This window comes from Aquimarina macrocephali JAMB N27, from assembly GCF_000520995.1.
GTDB lineage: Bacteria > Bacteroidota > Bacteroidia > Flavobacteriales > Flavobacteriaceae > Aquimarina > Aquimarina macrocephali.
In genome coordinates this window covers 59,995-77,240 of the sequence record NZ_JACA01000034.1, presented here as the reverse complement: position 1 = coordinate 77,240, position 17,246 = coordinate 59,995, and the positions used below count along the sequence as shown (strand labels likewise).

The following is a 17,246-nucleotide window of genomic DNA, read 5'->3' as shown; positions in this document are numbered from 1 at the left end:
AAGAATAATATGTCAGATATAACAAACTCTTTGCTTACAAAATCAGAAAGGCAAAACAATTACAATAAACCCTTTTTTGCGATTATTTTTTTGTTTTTTTTATGGGGGTTTATTACAGTTATGAATGATGTGTTAATTCCTCATTTAAAGGCGGTTTTCGAACTTAGTTATTTTCAGGCGGCATTAATACAGTTTGCTTTCTTTGGAGCCTTTTTTATCATCTCTCTTATTTATTTTATTACTTCAGTAAGTATAGGGGATCCCATTTCTAAAATAGGATATAAAAACGGAATTATTATAGGACTTATATTGTGTGGAATTGGTTGCTGCCTTTTTTACCCTGCAGCTAGTTATCAACGATATGCTATATTTTTGGGAGCTTTGTTTGTTCTTGCTTCCGGAGTAACAATTTTACAAATTACAGCCAACCCATATGCGGCTATACTTGGGAAACCAGAAACTGCACCAAGTAGACTTAATCTGGCACAGGGGTTCAATTCTTTTGGTACTACACTAGCTCCAATTGTAGGTGCAATACTTCTATATAAGGTATTCTCTGATGGTGAAATCACAGTAGATTCTTTAAAGATGCCATATCTAATATATGGAAGCCTGTTTTTTGTATTAGCCATTATCATAAAATTTGTAAAACTACCGTCTTTTATCAATAATGAAAAAATTGAAAAAGGACTTGGAGTATTAAAATTCAGACATGTTGTTTTGGGTATGTTTGCTATCTTTTTTTATGTGGGTGGCGAAGTATCAATTGGAAGTTTTTTAATAAATTTCTTTGGCTTGGAAACCGTTATGGGAATGAAAGAAGCCGAGGCAGGAGTATTTTTATCGTACTATTGGGGAGGTGCTATGATTGGAAGATTTTTGGGATCGGTATCTATGAGTGGAATCACTAGCACAAGAAAAAAATACCTCCTAATGGCTTTGTTATCGGTACTTTTCTTTTTTGTTCTTTATTTTATTACTGCAATAAAGATTGAGGCTGGTACATTTTCACTACAATTTTTATCATTCTCCAAGATATGGTTATTTGTGGTTTTTCTAATTAGCAACTATTTGTTTTTTCTAATAGGAGGCACTAAACCTTCAAAAGTATTAACCTTATTTGTGGGAATAATTATAGTATTATTATTGATCATGATCTTGTGTAATGGGGAGATCGCTTTTTGGAGTGCTATTGCAATAGGAGCATTTAACTCAATCTTATGGTCAAACATATTTACACTAGCAATAAAAGATTTGGGAAAGTATACAAGCCAGGCATCCTCATTATTAGTAATGATGATAGTTGGAGGAGCATTAATACCATTATTACAAGGTGTAGTAGCAGATTATATTGGAATTAAATTATCTTTTTTTATACCTGTAATATGCTATGGATATTTAATTTTCTACGGTTTGGTTGGGTACAAAGTAAAAAACACACTTTAAAAATATAAAAATGGTTCTAGGAGTAGATATTGGAGGTAGTCATATCACTGTAGCTAGTATAGATAAAAATGTACCGAACCAAGTACAGAATATCTATACAATGAAAATAAGTAATGCTTCCAGTTTGGATCTAATATTAGATAGCTGGATTGGTGTTATAGAAATGGCTATTGACAATTTGGGAAATAAAAAACTGAAAGGAATTGGCATAGCTATGCCTGGCCCTTTTGATTATGAGAGAGGAGTTTTTCCCGACAAAGGAGAAAACAAATTTGTGATGCTAAGCAATCTTAATCTTAAAGATTACATTATCAAAAAATTGAACTTGAAACCTTCTGTTTCTGTTCGGTTTTATAATGATGCAGCTTGTTTTGGAATAGGAGAAGCTTGGGTAGGAGAATTGGTCCCTTATAATAAAACGATTGCAATTACTTTAGGAACAGGTCTGGGAGCTACGTTTTTACATAAAGGGATTCCTGTATTAGAAGGAAAAGGAGTCCCACTATATGGGGAGTTGTATCATTTACCATTCGGAAATGACATTGCAGATACTAGTTTTTCTACTGTATGGTTTCAAAAACGTTATAAAGAACTTACAAATAAAGAAATAACAGGAGTTAAAGAACTAATTAGATTTGAAAAAGAAAATACTATAACTACACAAATTTTTAAAGAGTTTTCAGAGAATTTGGCGATTTTTTTAGCTCCTTGGCTACAAAGCTTTGAAGCAGAGGCAATAGTAATTGGAGGTAACATTAGTAACGCCTGGGTATTTTTTATAGAAGGTTTAATTCAAACATTTAAAAGGCTCGATATAACCATACCAATTTATAAAAGTACACTTAGGGAGAGTGCAGCTTTGATAGGTGCAGCCAGGTTAATAGATAATGACTTCTTTAATGAGTTATAATGATGATGAAGCATAAAAGTATAGTTCGGGGATAACAAGAAATTTAAAATTTATTATATAATAGATTTCATTACATAGACTTTAAATGTGTTGACATACTATCAGTTATATTCAATATTGATAAGAGTAAATGCAATTATTTTTATTATAAAATCGAGTATCAATTACAAATTATTATGATTACTAAAGTTGAATTAAAGAGTTTTAAAGACATTAGCTACAAAGAAGCTGGAATTTATGAAAACACTAAGTTTGAAAAAATTCACAATGTTATATTCAAAAACTCGGATTATGCGTCTATAGTAATTGCGCAAGAAATAGCCACGTTAATAAAAGAAAAACAAGTAAAACAAAACTATTGTGTTTTGGGATTAGCTACTGGCTCATCTCCTATTAAGGTTTACGAAGAATTAGTTCGACTTCATAAAGAGGAAAATCTAAGCTTTGCAAACGTGATAGTATTTAATTTGGATGAATACTATCCTATGGAAAGAACTAATGTACAAAGCTATCATTACTTCATGTATGAACACCTATTTAATCATATAGATATCTTACCAGAAAACATCCATATACCAGATGGTATGGTTTCACAAAAAGACCTTCATCAATATTGTATAGATTATGAACTAAAAATAAATGCAGTAGGAGGTTTAGATTTTCAGTTATTAGGAATAGGAAGAACGGGACATATTGGATTTAATGAACCGGGTTCACATCCAAATTCAGGAACACGAATTATCACATTAAATCACGTAACCAGATCTGACGCTGCCGAAGCTTTTTTTGGTATAGCAAATGTGCCAAAAAGGGCCATTACCATGGGGATAGGAACCATAAAGAAAGCTAAACGAATAGTGATCATGGCCTTAGGCCATAAAAAAGCACCTGTTGTAAAAGAAGCAGTAGAAGGAGCAATAAAATCTGATATTCCTGCGTCGTATCTACAAGAACATAAAAATATCACTTTTGTATTAGATCAGGAAGCAGCAGGAGAATTGACCAGAATTAAAACCCCTTGGTTAGTAGAGTCTTGTATATGGGATGAGAAAATTAAGAATAAATCAATTGTATGGTTAAGTCAGAAAGTACAAAAACCAATACTGAAACTTACAGATAAAGATTATAATGATAACGGAATGTCTGGATTGTTGGCAGAAAAAGGGTCAGCCTATGATCTTAATATCAGTATGTTCAATAAATTACAATCTACCATTACCGGATGGCCTGGTGGTAAGCCAAATGCAGATGATACTAACCGACCAGAACGCAATATACCTCATAAAAAAAGAGTTTTAATCCTTAGTCCACATCCTGATGACGATGTCATTTCAATGGGAGGTACTTTTCTTCGTCTTATCGAACAAAAACATGAGGTACACGTGGCATATCAAACCTCAGGAAATATTGCAGTATCTGATGAGGAAGCTATTAAATATGCAGAGGTTGTTAAAAGTATGCTATTAGAAAATGTGGGAAGTATAAACATTGATGTTATCCTTGCCGAACTTAAAAAGAAAAAGGAAAATACAATTGATTCTATAGAGATTAGAACTCTTAAAGGATTAATAAGAAGAGTAGAATCATTAGGAGCAACTCGTTTCCTGGGATTGCCTGATACCCATGTAAATTTTTTGGATTTACCATTTTATGAGACCGGAACGGTAAAGAAAAAGCCTTATGATAAGAACGATATAGCTATTCTTACCAAGTTAATAAGAGATATAAAACCGCATCAAATATATGCAGCAGGAGATTTGGCAGACCCTCATGGAACCCATAAAGTCTGTTTAGATATATTATTTAAGGTTATAGAAGACATTAAGAAAGAGGAGTTTATGAAAGACTGTTGGATATGGTTGTATCGTGGGGCATGGCAGGAATGGGATATTCATGATATCGAAATGGCTGTTCCTCTAAGTCCTGATGAAGTGCTTAAAAAACGAAAAGCGATATTTTTTCATCAATCCCAAAAAGATAATGTGATGTTTCAAGGAGATGATACCAGAGAATTTTGGGTAAGAGCAGAAGAACGTAATAAAGATACTGCAAAAAAATATCATCAATTGGGATTGACAGATTATGCCGGGATAGAGGCTTTTAAAAGGTATTATTTTTAAATCAACAACACTAAATTATTATAGAGCCCAGAGTTGATAATAATCAAACAAAAATAGATGATGAAAAATTTAAAATTGATTGCTCTATTAGCACTAGTTACTTTGAGTCTCAATGCTCAAAAATCTATAATGTCGTACAACATAAGATATAACAACCCTAATGATAACGAAAACTGGTGGGAGAATAGAAAGCAAGAAGTCGTACAGATGATACAATACTATTCACCCGATATTTTAGGAATTCAGGAAGGATTAAACGACCAGGTAAAATATGTAGACACTACGTTAACAAATTATAGTTTTGTTGGTGTAGGTAGAGAAGATGGACACCAAGCAGGAGAATATGCTGCTCTGTTTTTTAATACTAATACTATCGAGTTGATAGAAACTAAAACATTTTGGCTTTCAGAAAAAATAGATACGGTATCTATTGGTTGGGATGCCTCAATGGAGCGAATTGTGACCTATGGTCAATTTAGAGATAAATCTACACGGGATACTATTCATGTCTTCAATTGTCATTATGACCACCTTGGAGAGGTAGCAAGGGAAAACTCTTCTAAATTAGTATTAAGACTAATCAAAAAAATGAAAATAGAAAATGAACGTATCGCAGTAATTGGTGATTTAAACTGTTTACCAAATACAAAACCTATTCAAATATTGAAAACCAAGTTAGAAGACTCATTTGAGATTAGTAAAACTAGTCCATACGGGCCAATAGGAACTTTTAATGGTTTCAATTCTGAAAAAAAGATTATCTCGAGAATAGATTACATCCTGACCAAAAATATAGTAGTGAATAGTTATTCTAATATTGATGATAGAAGAAGGAACAACCTATTACTCTCTGATCATTTACCTGTCTTCATTAAAATAGAATAAAATACTTTACTAATTTTGGTGATTATCAGTATCGAATTCATATTCAAATACATATATTTGCGCACTAATTTTGGAAAATACTACTAAAATCGTTATCTTTTATATAACAAAATGAAACAGAATAGTATACATATGGCATTAAAATTGCGGTTTAATCTAGGTGATTATCGATGGATTAATAAGGAATCTCTACAGGAGAGGACGCTATGTAACTATTTTAATCATTTTTTGAAGTGATATAAATTAGAAAACAATATAAAATAGCAAGCGTCCAAGAAATTGGACGCTTTTTTTTATTGCGATTTTTCTGAAATAAACCAAATCAAAAGCATAAAACCAAGTCGTAACAAAAGAACCGATGGAGAGCAATAGTATGAAAACAGATTTAAATAGTAATATGTTATAAAACAATCTAAAAGAAAATAAGTAAAATTTTAAACGAATGCATAAAAGCTAATTAGCACATAAAGAATAAGTGATTGGAAAGCAAGTATCAGGTAGTTAGGTGATTGCCAAAATATCCAAAATCTGTTATAAAACGGACAGGAATTTCTTTGCTTAATTTTAAATATAAATACCTGATAATCAATAATTTAATATTAAAAAATAGTTGTAAAATCCTAAAAATATCCGTATCTTTGTATCTCAATACAAACACTATATTATTTGTTCAGTTTTAGAAAAATAATACTAATTGACTACGCAAAAAGAATACGTATTCATGCTGAACATTTGTATGCTAATTAATAACCAAAAAATAAAACAATGAAGTATAATCAAAATTCTAAAAAAGGGCAGGAGGACAGAAACCATCTGTTTACCGATGCATTAGGATGTGTCCTTGGAATGGGCTTATATACTTCGGTTGTTAACCCTCTTCCAAAAGTGATTACCGAATCAAATGGTGGCGAAAGACAGGAAGAAACACTTCAATTTATAAGTAAAAACTTCCGTGAAGTAGTAATCAAAGGCAGTTATACTTCTTGTAAAGAATTCGTTTCGTAAACTTTATAAGAGTACATGATAATTCGTATAAGTGATTGAGTTTGTCTCCCGAGATAAACTAAACAATAGTTAGAAAAACATCGATTTCCATTCGAGCAATGAACACACCATATTGGCATATGCTAATATGATAAACCGAGTAGGATAATCAATCAAGTAGCTAACGATGTAAAATCTCTTATAAGTTAATTACATACTCTAACTGTTACCGACATTACCAACCAGTATTTTCTATAACAATGTAGGATTTTTTTAGAGCTATATATAGTTTTTGGGATAAAGAACCTGAAAACCAAGTATATCTAAAAAATCAATATCCACAGTATATGTATGCTTAACAAATTGTTGGGCTTACAACTGGATTGCATAGAAAATACAGAAAACTGACCCACCGAAAACATCCAGACTACAGTTTGCCGCTACCCAAAAGGGGAAAGTAGGGTATCGCGACTGTATAGGATCACACTTTCCCAAAAACCGATCGATAATTTCCCATAGGCAATAGGTATGTAGCAACATACTGATCTGGGGTTGATACCTATGGGCGTACCCTAAACTTTGGAAAAACAAAAAATTTAACACATGAAAACTTTAAAATACATACTAATAGCCATACTCCTTGGAATCAACTTTGCTTCTTGTACGCCAGATGATAGCGTTAAAGAAAACGAAACTCTAAAAACAGAAGTATTAAGTACTAATGGAGAAAATGAAGAAATAGAAGAAGATGAAGGATAATCTTAATCATTATAATTTAGTACTTTTGAGGGATGAAACGATATACAGTTTTATCCCTCTTTTTTTTATGTATATTGATAGGTGTTTTTTTCAATTCCTGTAATCATAATGTTACCAATGATTCGACTTCTTCTCAAGTAATCAAAAAGATCGATTCTTTACATACCTATTATGATATTGCTTCAAATAATTCCAATAGTGAAGAAAAAAGATTAAATGCTATAGATAACTTTTTGCAAGGAGCTAAGAAACTAGAAATAGATTCGTTACGATATAAAGGGCTCTCGTTATATGCAAAACTGTTGAATAAATATAAAGGCCCAGAAAAAGCAATTGAAGAATCCTATGTGTTATTACAACTAGCTCAACAAAATAAGGATAGTTTTTATATAGGGAAAGCATATTATAGATTAGGTTTTTATAATAAAAAACTCGATAATTACCTGGAAGCTTTTGGGTATTATAATCAATCGTTTAAGATTCGGAGAAACCTTAAGGATAGTATCAATGCGGGGAGGTGTTTGATGGCCATTTCTAATATTCAAAGAACATTAGGAGATCATAATGCTAGCAAAACAACGGCTACAGATGGTTTAAGATATGTAGAAAACTCTTCTGAACACAAAATAATATCTGGATTATACCATGGTATATCTATATCTTTTATTGAGTTAAAAAACCCTGAAGAGGCTTTACTATGGAATAATAAAGTGCTAAACTTACTTAACGATTCGATTGCTAAAAAGAAAGTAGGAATTCACCTTTTACCGGTTTTTAAAAACACTCGTGCAAATATTTTGACAGAGCAAAAAAACTATGAAGAAAGTATTGATATTTTACAATCTTTACTAAAAGATGAGAACGTAATAAAAAAGCGAACACGATATGCGCAAATCTTAAGCAATCTGGGGTATATAAAATTTCTTCGAAATCCGAAGAGTGTAGAGAGTGAAACTATGCTGCTGGAAGCACTTAGCATCAGGCAGCAAGAAAAAAGCATATTTGGTTTATTTGCAAGCAACATACATCTCACTAAATATTATAAAAATAAAAACTTAGAAAAAGCAAAACACCATGCTCGTGTGGCATATCAAAGCTTAAAAGATTTTGGCGATTATGAGGCATTACTGGAAGTATTAACCTTGATTACCGAATTAGATCCAGAGTCTTTAGAAGACCATCAACGTTTTAAAGAAGCTAGCCTTAAATTGATGGAGCTTCGAAAAAAGACACGGGAAATCTATGCACCTACGCGATTTGAGAATGAAAACTTACTAAAGGAGAACGCAGAAAAAAACAGAAAAATATCAGAGGTTCGTAACGAAAATACAATATACCTGCTTGGGATATTACTATTGATTACAGGTATTGGATTTATAATCTATTTTTTTAGACAACAAATGCACTATCTCAACCAACAAAATAAAATAATACAGTTTGAAGCCAGTTACGAAACCGAAACTCGTATTTCTAAACAATTACATGATGAATTAGGAAATGATATTTTTCAGGTGATGATGCAATATCAAAACGATCCCCATGACTCCCAAATTAAAGATAAACTCAATACTACCTATCTCAAAGCACGTGATATCTCACGTGAAAACAATGAGTTCGAGACTGGGGAGACCTATCCAGAAGAATTGAATAATATGCTAAAAAACTATACCCAAAATGGGATTCAGTTAATTGCCATAGGATTTGATAGGATCGATTGGGATGAGATGGATAAAACCATAAAAATAACGGTATACAGAGTACTACAGGAATTGATGACCAATATGCAAAAACATAGTCAAGCCAGCCTGGTTAAATTGAGGTTTTCTAACCCTAATGATACACTCACAATTAACTATTCTGATAATGGTGTTGGGGTCACAGAAGAACATGTACAATCCAAAAATGGACTTCGAAATACAGAAAACCGTATTCGGGCTATACAAGGAACACTTATCTTTGACTCAGAAAAAGGTAAAGGCTTTAAAGCCGAGATACAAATCCCTAATTAAAAAGTTAGCAAGATGTTTACTAAAGTATTGGTAGCAGAAGACTATGAAATTGCGAATCAAGGCATTATAAAGGTACTAAATGATAAAATTGGAATTCACAATATTGAAGAAGCTAAATATTGTGATGATGCCTATCTCAAGTTCCGAAAAGCACATAATGACCATGAAGTATTTGAATTATTGATCACAGACCTTTCGTTTAGAGAAGATCATAAGGTCCAAACCAGGACCTCAGGTATCGAACTCATAAAAGATATAAGAAGCATACAACCAGATATCAAAGTGATTGTATATTCTCAGGAAAACAGACCAGACAAAATCAATATGCTATTCGAAAAACTCAATATCAATGGATATGTCTGTAAAGGTCAGCATGCGATAAAAGAATTAGTAGCGTGCGTGGATGGTGTGTATCAAGGTAATACGGTATGGCCTCCAGAATTAACTAATAATTCTACTGCTAATACGATGATTCATTTAGATGATCTGGATATGATGTTATTAGAAGACTTATCACATGGGTTTACCAAAAAAGAAATCCGAACCAAGCTGAAAAACCAAAATATATCTCCAAACAGTGAAAGTGCTATCGATAAAAGAGTAAGTAAACTTTTTGATGACTTCAAAGCTAAAAATACTACTCATCTGGTAGCTATTGTAAAGGATTTAGGAATATTATGACCTGAGTTTCTATGTAAGCTAAAATATTTAGAAGCGTCAATTCGAGTGGTTTTTCAGAATGACCCCTGGACGGAACTTGTATTGAGCAAAGTCGAAAGGTTCGAGGTGACATGGAGGAAAACTGTACTTCGGCAAGCTCAGTAGGACTATCGAGAATAGCTTTTTCCTACATCGAATTCAGACTTATAGTAGCATAAACGCACTATCCAAATTTCTAACAGATAAAGAAAAAAGTACTGTAGATCTTCAAAAGCAGTATAATGTAATTTTTTTTCAAAAAAATAGATCACATTACAGAAATCTGTAAGGACATATGACGTAGTCAATTTATGTTTGTATCATAAAAGCAAGTGAGCGATAAATGATAATGAGCTTATACCATTTATTGTTTGAATTTACCGAAAAAGAACATTTTACTCCAGTAAATTCAAGAGATAAATGGTATAACCTAAATCCTAAAAGACACAAACTCACTATAATGATGGATAACGATCAAATAATCATAGCTGGAATCATTAATGGGGACGAGAAAATACTAACATGTTTTTATAAAGAAAATATACGATACATTCAGGGATATATTCTTCGCAATAATGGAAATCCTGAAGATGTAGAAGATGTTTTTCAGGATGCATTAGTTGTGCTATATCAGAAATTACGATCAGGTCTTTTAGAACTACGAGTACCGATAAAAACCTATTTCTATGGGATTTGTAAAAACCTGTGGAGAAATCGATTAAAGAAAAAGAAAAAACTAATTCTCGATGATGGATGGTATCGTTTTGAAGAAGGAACTAGTGAACCCTTAATAACTGATATTGAAAATCAAGAACGCGAACATCTCTATAGAAAACACTTTCAAAAATTAAGTACAGAGAATAAGAAACTATTATCTCTTTTTTTTGAAGGAAAATCAATGAAAGAAATTTCGAAAATCATAGGACATTCTGAAGGATATACCAGAAAAAAGAAATTCGAAGCCAAAAAGAAGTTATTAAAAATGATCGAAAAAGATCCAATGTATAATGAACTAAAAGCTGTATGTTAATTTAGATCAGAGATACTTCCAGAATCAATACTTTCATAAAAAATAGTTAAACTATTCTTATTTAATAGTAATACTTTCATATATTTGCTTTTCTAAATGGAAGGTTTACCTATACATATAACAATTAGTCCGGAGTTATACACCAAAAACCCTGAATCCTCTGATTTGGGGAAGAAAATAGTGCACACTAGTATCGAGATGATAAATGATTTAGGCTTTGAGTCTTTCACATTTAGAAAGCTGGGAGTTGCTATAGGGTCTAATGAAAGTTCGATTTATCGTTATTTTGAAAGTAAACATGCATTGTTGGTATACTTGATTAATTGGTATTGGAGTTGGATTGAGTACAAATTGGTTTTTGCAACGACAAACATTACTTCTGCAAAAGATAAATTGAACACTGCTATAACCTTGCTTACAGAGGAAGTAAAAGAAGACAACTCTTTTACTTTTATTAATGAAGTACTACTTAATAAAATTATCATTTCAGAATCTGCTAAAGCCTATTATACTAAGGATGTAGACGAAGAAAATAAAAAAGGGTTCTATAAAACTTATAAAAGAGTTGTACAAAGAGTGAGCGATATGGTTTTGGAGATAAATCCAAAATTTGAATTTCCACATATGCTCATTTCAACAGTAATGGAGGGAGCACATCATCAACGCTATTTTTCTCAACACCTTCCTGCCTTAACCGATGTTGAAGAAGGAAAAAACAATGTAGTGAGATTTTATACTGATTTAGTACAAAAAACTGTTGTGTGATGGGATTATTCTGTAATAACATATTTAGCTTTATAAAGTATAGCTCGTTTATCGTTGTATTTGTGAGTATGTTGTTACAACCAATAGTAAGGACTATTGCACTTTTTGCTAATGATGATATCGAATTAGTTGAGATAGATTGGGAAGAAGATTCTGATGAAGATTCTGATGAAGAAGAAAAACAAGAAGATGATCGTAAGGATGAAAAAAATGAATTTAAAATTTTAAATTCTCAAGATCGTCATTTTATCTATGCTTCAGAATGTTTTTGTTATCAGGTACTACAACCTCATTATGATTTTGCTCTCGAAATTCCCATCCCACCTCCCGAACAGGTGTAATTAAATTAGGATTCTACGTTCTTAATCTGAATTCTTGCCGCATTTCAATCAGGTTCCATTACTATGGAACTCATTAATTTACATAATAACATTATTAATTGATCAATGTTTTTGTGCCCAATGGGGTATGGCATTTTTCAAACCAAAATAGCTATGAATAATCCAAATTTATTTAAAAATTTTAAGGCTGATATTCCAGCCAGTATTGTCGTATTTTTTGTGGCCTTACCTCTATGTTTAGGTATCGCTTTAGCCAGTGGAGCTCCTCTGTTTTCTGGCTTGATTTCAGGTATCGTAGGAGGTATCGTAGTGGGAGCCATGAGTGGGTCTCAAATAGGTGTTAGTGGTCCAGCAGCTGGCCTTGCAGCAATTGTATTAACCGCTATTGGCGCATTGGGAGGGTATCAAAACTTCCTTATGGCAGTCGTTTTGGGAGGTGTGATACAATTGGCATTTGGTTTTTTGAAAGCAGGAATTATTGGATATTATTTTCCATCATCTGTCATTAAAGGAATGCTTACAGGAATAGGTATCATTATCATACTTAAACAAATACCTCATTTCTTTGGATATGATGCAGATCCAGAAGGTGATTTTGCATTCTTCCAGATAGATGGAGAAAATACGTTTTCAGGGATTTTAAGCGCAATTAATGCTATTAGTCCTGGAGCTACCTTAATAGCGTTTATCGGTCTTGGGATTCTTCTTTTATGGAGTAATGTACTTTCGAAAAAAGGAAAAGTATTTAAGCTTATTCAAGGGCCTTTGGTAGCAGTTGCGGCTGGTATTATATACTTTTTAGTAACAGCAGGAAATAGTACCTGGGGAATCTCTTCAGAACACCTGGTAAGTGTACCTGTACCAGAGGATGCATCTTCGTTTTTAGCGCAATTTAGTTTTCCAAATTTTGGAGCCATTACCAATCCACAAATATGGGTAACTGCGTTTACTATTGCTTTAGTGGCCAGTCTAGAAACCTTATTATGTGTAGAGGCAACCGATAAACTAGACCCTCGTAAACGGGTAACACCTACCAATCGCGAATTATTGGCGCAGGGCACAGGAAATATTATTTCTGGGCTTATCGGAGGGTTACCGATTACCCAAGTGATTGTTCGTAGTTCGGCAAACATCCAATCAGGAGGTAAATCAAAAATGGCGGCAATCTTACATGGGTTTTTGATATTGATTTCTGTAATTTTAATACCCAAACTTTTAAATAAGATTCCATTATCTGTTTTAGCTGCAATTCTTCTTATCGTTGGGTATAAACTTGCAAAACCAGGATTATTTAAAACTATGTATCGATTAGGTTGGAAACAATTTGTTCCGTTTATAGTTACAGTTACAGGTATTGTATTTACAGATCTTTTGGTAGGGATAGGATTAGGTTTATTAGTAGGTATTGTAGTTATTTTGATTAAGAGTTTTCAGAACTCACATTTCTTACATATCGAAGATAAGAGTAACGGCAAGCATAAAATAAAGATGACATTAGCAGAAGAAGTAACATTCTTTAATAAAGGAGCTATTCTTAAAGAACTAGACAGCCTTCCCAGAGATACCTATTTAGAACTTGATGTTCGAAAAACAAGGTATTTAGACAACGATATTGTCGAAATTCTTGAAGACTTTTCCGAAAAAGCAAGGAATAGGAATATCGATATCCAGCTTATTTCAGAAAGAGGTACTATAGAAAATCCAGATAGCTTTATTCAATTTTTTAGACTACGCCCTAAAAGCGCTTAAAATACAAACTTATGAAAACTAATATGTTAGAATCAAAATACAGGCTATTGGTATTAATTGATCAAACCAAATCCTCATACACAGCATTACGTAATGCTGTAAATTTGGCAAAGGTTATAGATGCAGGAATTGAGGTTTTTTATGTAAAACCACCTATGCAGGTTGTTCGATATGATAACCAAATAGCTGTAATGCGAACATTAGAGGAAGAAAGAATTGCTTCAAAAAAGGCAATGCGAAAATTGGTTGATACTATATCAGATATAGAAAATATTCCTATCATTTATAGTTTTACTTTTGGAAATGTTATTACTGAAATACAAAATCACATTACCAAAACACAGCCAGATGTTGTTGTTATTGGTAAACGAAAACCCAAAATGGTAAACTTTTTGGGAGATGGATTAACATCTTATTTATTGAAGAATCACAAAGGTGAGATTCTTATTTCGGGAAGTGATAAAAACCTTACTTCTTATCATGATGTGTCTCTTGGTTTTCTTGATGATACATCGTTAAATAATGAAGTTGAAATTGTTCAGGATTTAAAAAAACGTACTCATAAACCTTTTAAGCTGTTTAAAATTAAGAAAACAGGTTCTCAGCTTAAAAAACCAATAACCTTTTCGAAACCTGAAGAACAATCTAGTGTAGCAAATACAGTAATCTTTGAATTTGAAGAAGGAATGGATGATAGTAATAGTGTCTCAAAATACATTGAAAAAAATAAATTGGGACTACTTTGTGTAAAAAGAGAAACCAAACAAAAGTTAAGCAAATCAATTGGTCTCAATGATAAAGCTCAACAAACTATAAATAAAACAAATGTGCCAGTTCTTGTCCTGGCTAACAAAAAATAATAATTATGAAAGCACATACAAAAGAAACGCAAGATGCAATGACTCCAAACAGTGCATTAAAGACCCTTGTAGAAGGAAATCAACGCTTTCAAAATAATTTGAAGGCAGATCGAAATTTATTACAACAGGTAACCCAGACTGCAAATGGTCAATTTCCTTTCGCAACTATATTGAGTTGTATCGATTCTCGGGTATCATCAGAATTAATTTTTGATCAGGGTCTGGGTGATGTTTTTAGTATACGAATTGCAGGAAATTTTGTGAACGAAGATATCTTAGGTAGTATGGAATTTGCCTGTAAATTGGCAGGAACAAAACTATTGGTGATCTTGGGACATACTGCCTGTGGTGCCGTTAAAGGAGCATGTGATCATGCCAGACTAGGAAATTTAACCGCCTTAATAAACAAAATAGAACCAGCAGTTGAAGCGGTTAAAGAACCAAAAGATGATGCATTGAGAAACTCAAAAAATATCGATTTTGTAAATGAGGTTGCAGAAAAAAATGTAATCATGACCATTGACAATATTCGTTCTTCAAGTGAGGTCCTTGCCGAAATGGAAAATAAAGGAGAAATAAAAATAGTTGGCGGAATGTATGACATTAAAACCGGCGGAGTAAAATTCTTTTAGACATGAAATCAAAATTTAGTTTTTTTTATTTTTTAGTACTTCTGTTTTTAATACCTACATCCATTTTTAGTCAGGATGATACAGGAAATTGGTTGATGTATTTTGGAACAAATAAAATAAGTGAGAAGTTTAGTGTTCATACAGAAGTACAATACCGAAATCATACCATTGCTCCTGTTAATGTTGAACAATTATTGTTAAGAACAGGCCTTAATTATCATTTTGCCGAAAATGCTTTTGCAACAGCAGGTTACGCGTATATTAGTAATCATATCTATGAATCAGAACGTACAAGCCCCGAAGTAGAAGAGCATCGTATTTGGCAACAACTCATTACAACCAACAACCTTGGAAGAGTAAAATTTGAACATCGCTATCGTGTAGAGGAACGTTTTATCAAAAGTGATTTCAAAACACGATTTAGATATCGTTTGATGCTTTTTTTACCTCTTAATAAACCCAAAATTGAAAAAGGAGCATTGTTTGTTGGGGTCTATGATGAAATTTTTATCAATGGTGAAGAAGAGTTTTTTGATAGAAACCGACTCTACGGTGGGCTAGGTTACCAATTATCTAAAAATGTTAATCTTCAAACCGGACTTTTATACCAAAGATTAAGAAATACAGGAAAAGCATTTCTTCAATTTGGAGTTGTCTTTAATACAGACTTACGTAAGAAAAAAGTATGATATAAATAATATTTGTTTATTCCCTTTCTATTGAAAAAGCCAGTTATTTCTATAACTGGCTTTTTGCAAATAAAAAGATAATACTTGTATCTAAATTATCTATTATCCGTTGTGTGTTTTTATACTGGTGTTGGTTTTTATAAAATTCATTATCTGGCAAAATCTTAGATAAACATATCACAATTTGTTTTTTCCTTTAAGCTATAATAGATAGTTTTGCTTAGAATCATTTTTGATAAGAATTATATGGCTTTAAACACACAAAAAATACCTGTAACGATTATTACAGGATTTCTGGGATCTGGTAAAACAACTTTGATACATCAAATTGCTAAAAATGCAAACGGCAGACGATTAGCAATAATCGTTAATGAATTTGGAGAATTAGGAATGGATGGAGAAATTCTAAAAGGTAATGACTGTGGATGTGAAGAAGAAAATATATTAGAATTGAGTAATGGATGTCTTTGTTGTACGGTACAGGAGGAATTTTTACCCACCATGCTTCAATTGATGGAGCGTAAACAAGATATTGATCATATTATTATAGAAACTTCAGGGTTAGCATTGCCTAAACCATTACTAAAAGCTTTTAACTGGCCTGATTTGAAACCACAAATCACTGTAGATGCTGTAATTACTGCTGTTGATTGTGTAGGGCAGGCCACAGGAGAAATATGTGACCGTGATAAAGTACAATCTCAACGATTAGATGATGAAAATCTGGATCACGAATCTTCTATCGAAGAGTTATTCGAAGATCAGCTGTCTTGTGCAGATTTGATTATAATGACCAAATCAGATTTAATCAATACAGAAGAATATAATCAAGTCAGAGATATTATCCAGAATCGTGTTGGTGGCAACATCAAGTTGATTTCTGCAGTAAAAGGTAATATCCCTGCCGATGTATTATTAGGGATTGATGCTAAAGCCGAAGATCATGTAGATGACAAGCATTCTCACCACGAAGAACACCATCACCATCACCATGATGAGCATGGACATCATCATCACGACCATGATCATGATGATTCGATTAATTCTATTGTGATAGAAATTAAGGCACCTCATACTCCAGAAACTCTAATCAAAAATTTAAAGGCATTGGTAGCAGAACACCATATCTACAGGATTAAAGGAATTATCCATGTACCTGGTAAACCAATGCGTATGATTGTTCAGGGAGTTGCGGATCGATTTGAAAACTATTTTGACAGAAAATGGATCGATGGAGAAATCAAGGCTACTCGATTAGTGATTATCGGAGAACTACTCGAAGAGCAAAAGATTCAAGAGATATTAGAAGAAAAATTGATGATAGGAGAAGGAGTATAACTATTCATTTACATGATTTCAGTATTAATT

The 17,246-nt window shown here is 32.6% G+C and carries 16 protein-coding genes; all 16 read left to right on the top strand.

Annotation, left to right across the window (positions count from 1 at the left end; all coding sequences use genetic code 11):
- Window positions 1-9: 9 nt before the first annotated feature.
- The 16 genes from Z054_RS0118270 (at window position 10) to cobW (ending at window position 17,216) form a co-directional block, all read left to right on the top strand.
- The gene (locus tag Z054_RS0118270) at window positions 10-1,446 is read left to right on the top strand and encodes a sugar MFS transporter (RefSeq protein ID WP_024771487.1); all 1,437 of its coding nucleotides are present in this window, start codon (window positions 10-12) and stop codon (window positions 1,444-1,446) included.
- A 10-nt stretch (window positions 1,447-1,456) separates the two neighbouring features.
- Entirely contained in the window at window positions 1,457-2,356 is a 900-nt protein-coding gene (locus tag Z054_RS0118265) for an ROK family protein (protein ID WP_024771486.1), read from the top strand.
- Window positions 2,357-2,532: 176 nt separating this feature from the next.
- Window positions 2,533-4,476 carry a glucosamine-6-phosphate deaminase gene (nagB, locus tag Z054_RS0118260; protein WP_024771485.1) on the top strand — a complete coding sequence of 648 codons (1,944 nt, stop codon included), beginning with the start codon at window positions 2,533-2,535 and terminating at the stop codon, window positions 4,474-4,476.
- Window positions 4,477-4,533: 57 nt separating this feature from the next.
- On the top strand, window positions 4,534-5,361 hold the full coding sequence (locus Z054_RS0118255; protein WP_084050459.1) for an endonuclease/exonuclease/phosphatase family protein: 828 nt from the start codon (window positions 4,534-4,536) through the stop codon (window positions 5,359-5,361).
- Window positions 5,362-6,126: 765 nt separating this feature from the next.
- The gene (locus tag Z054_RS0118250) at window positions 6,127-6,366 is read left to right on the top strand and encodes a hypothetical protein (protein WP_024771483.1); all 240 of its coding nucleotides are present in this window, start codon (window positions 6,127-6,129) and stop codon (window positions 6,364-6,366) included.
- A gap of 582 nt (window positions 6,367-6,948) precedes the next feature.
- Complete coding sequence (locus Z054_RS31795; protein WP_161635307.1) at window positions 6,949-7,104, top strand: hypothetical protein; 156 nt, start codon at window positions 6,949-6,951, stop codon at window positions 7,102-7,104.
- A 32-nt stretch (window positions 7,105-7,136) separates the two neighbouring features.
- Complete coding sequence (locus Z054_RS0118240; RefSeq protein WP_024771482.1) at window positions 7,137-9,113, top strand: tetratricopeptide repeat-containing sensor histidine kinase; 1,977 nt, start codon at window positions 7,137-7,139, stop codon at window positions 9,111-9,113.
- A gap of 12 nt (window positions 9,114-9,125) precedes the next feature.
- The gene (locus tag Z054_RS0118235) at window positions 9,126-9,794 is read left to right on the top strand and encodes a response regulator transcription factor (RefSeq protein WP_024771481.1); all 669 of its coding nucleotides are present in this window, start codon (window positions 9,126-9,128) and stop codon (window positions 9,792-9,794) included.
- A gap of 367 nt (window positions 9,795-10,161) precedes the next feature.
- A complete protein-coding gene (locus Z054_RS0118230; protein ID WP_024771480.1) occupies window positions 10,162-10,842 on the top strand; it encodes an RNA polymerase sigma factor in 681 nt (226 codons plus the stop codon).
- Between the two features lie 96 nt (window positions 10,843-10,938).
- Entirely contained in the window at window positions 10,939-11,607 is a 669-nt protein-coding gene (locus Z054_RS0118225) for a TetR/AcrR family transcriptional regulator (RefSeq protein WP_024771479.1), read from the top strand.
- A complete protein-coding gene (locus Z054_RS0118220) occupies window positions 11,607-11,948 on the top strand; it encodes a hypothetical protein (protein ID WP_152538600.1) in 342 nt (113 codons plus the stop codon). The genes Z054_RS0118225 and Z054_RS0118220 overlap by 1 nt, the downstream gene beginning before the upstream one ends.
- A 153-nt stretch (window positions 11,949-12,101) precedes the next feature.
- Window positions 12,102-13,697, top strand: coding sequence for a SulP family inorganic anion transporter (locus tag Z054_RS0118215; protein WP_035092611.1), 1,596 nt, complete (start codon window positions 12,102-12,104; stop codon window positions 13,695-13,697).
- Window positions 13,698-13,708: 11 nt separating this feature from the next.
- Window positions 13,709-14,557 carry a universal stress protein gene (locus Z054_RS0118210; protein WP_024771476.1) on the top strand — a complete coding sequence of 283 codons (849 nt, stop codon included), beginning with the start codon at window positions 13,709-13,711 and terminating at the stop codon, window positions 14,555-14,557.
- A gap of 5 nt (window positions 14,558-14,562) precedes the next feature.
- The gene (locus Z054_RS0118205; protein WP_024771475.1) at window positions 14,563-15,189 is read left to right on the top strand and encodes a carbonic anhydrase family protein; all 627 of its coding nucleotides are present in this window, start codon (window positions 14,563-14,565) and stop codon (window positions 15,187-15,189) included.
- Between the two features lie 2 nt (window positions 15,190-15,191).
- A complete protein-coding gene (locus Z054_RS0118200; protein ID WP_024771474.1) occupies window positions 15,192-15,878 on the top strand; it encodes a DUF2490 domain-containing protein in 687 nt (228 codons plus the stop codon).
- A 246-nt stretch (window positions 15,879-16,124) separates the two neighbouring features.
- The gene (cobW, locus tag Z054_RS0118195) at window positions 16,125-17,216 is read left to right on the top strand and encodes a cobalamin biosynthesis protein CobW (RefSeq protein ID WP_024771473.1); all 1,092 of its coding nucleotides are present in this window, start codon (window positions 16,125-16,127) and stop codon (window positions 17,214-17,216) included.
- The last annotated feature ends 30 nt before the right edge of the window (window positions 17,217-17,246 follow it).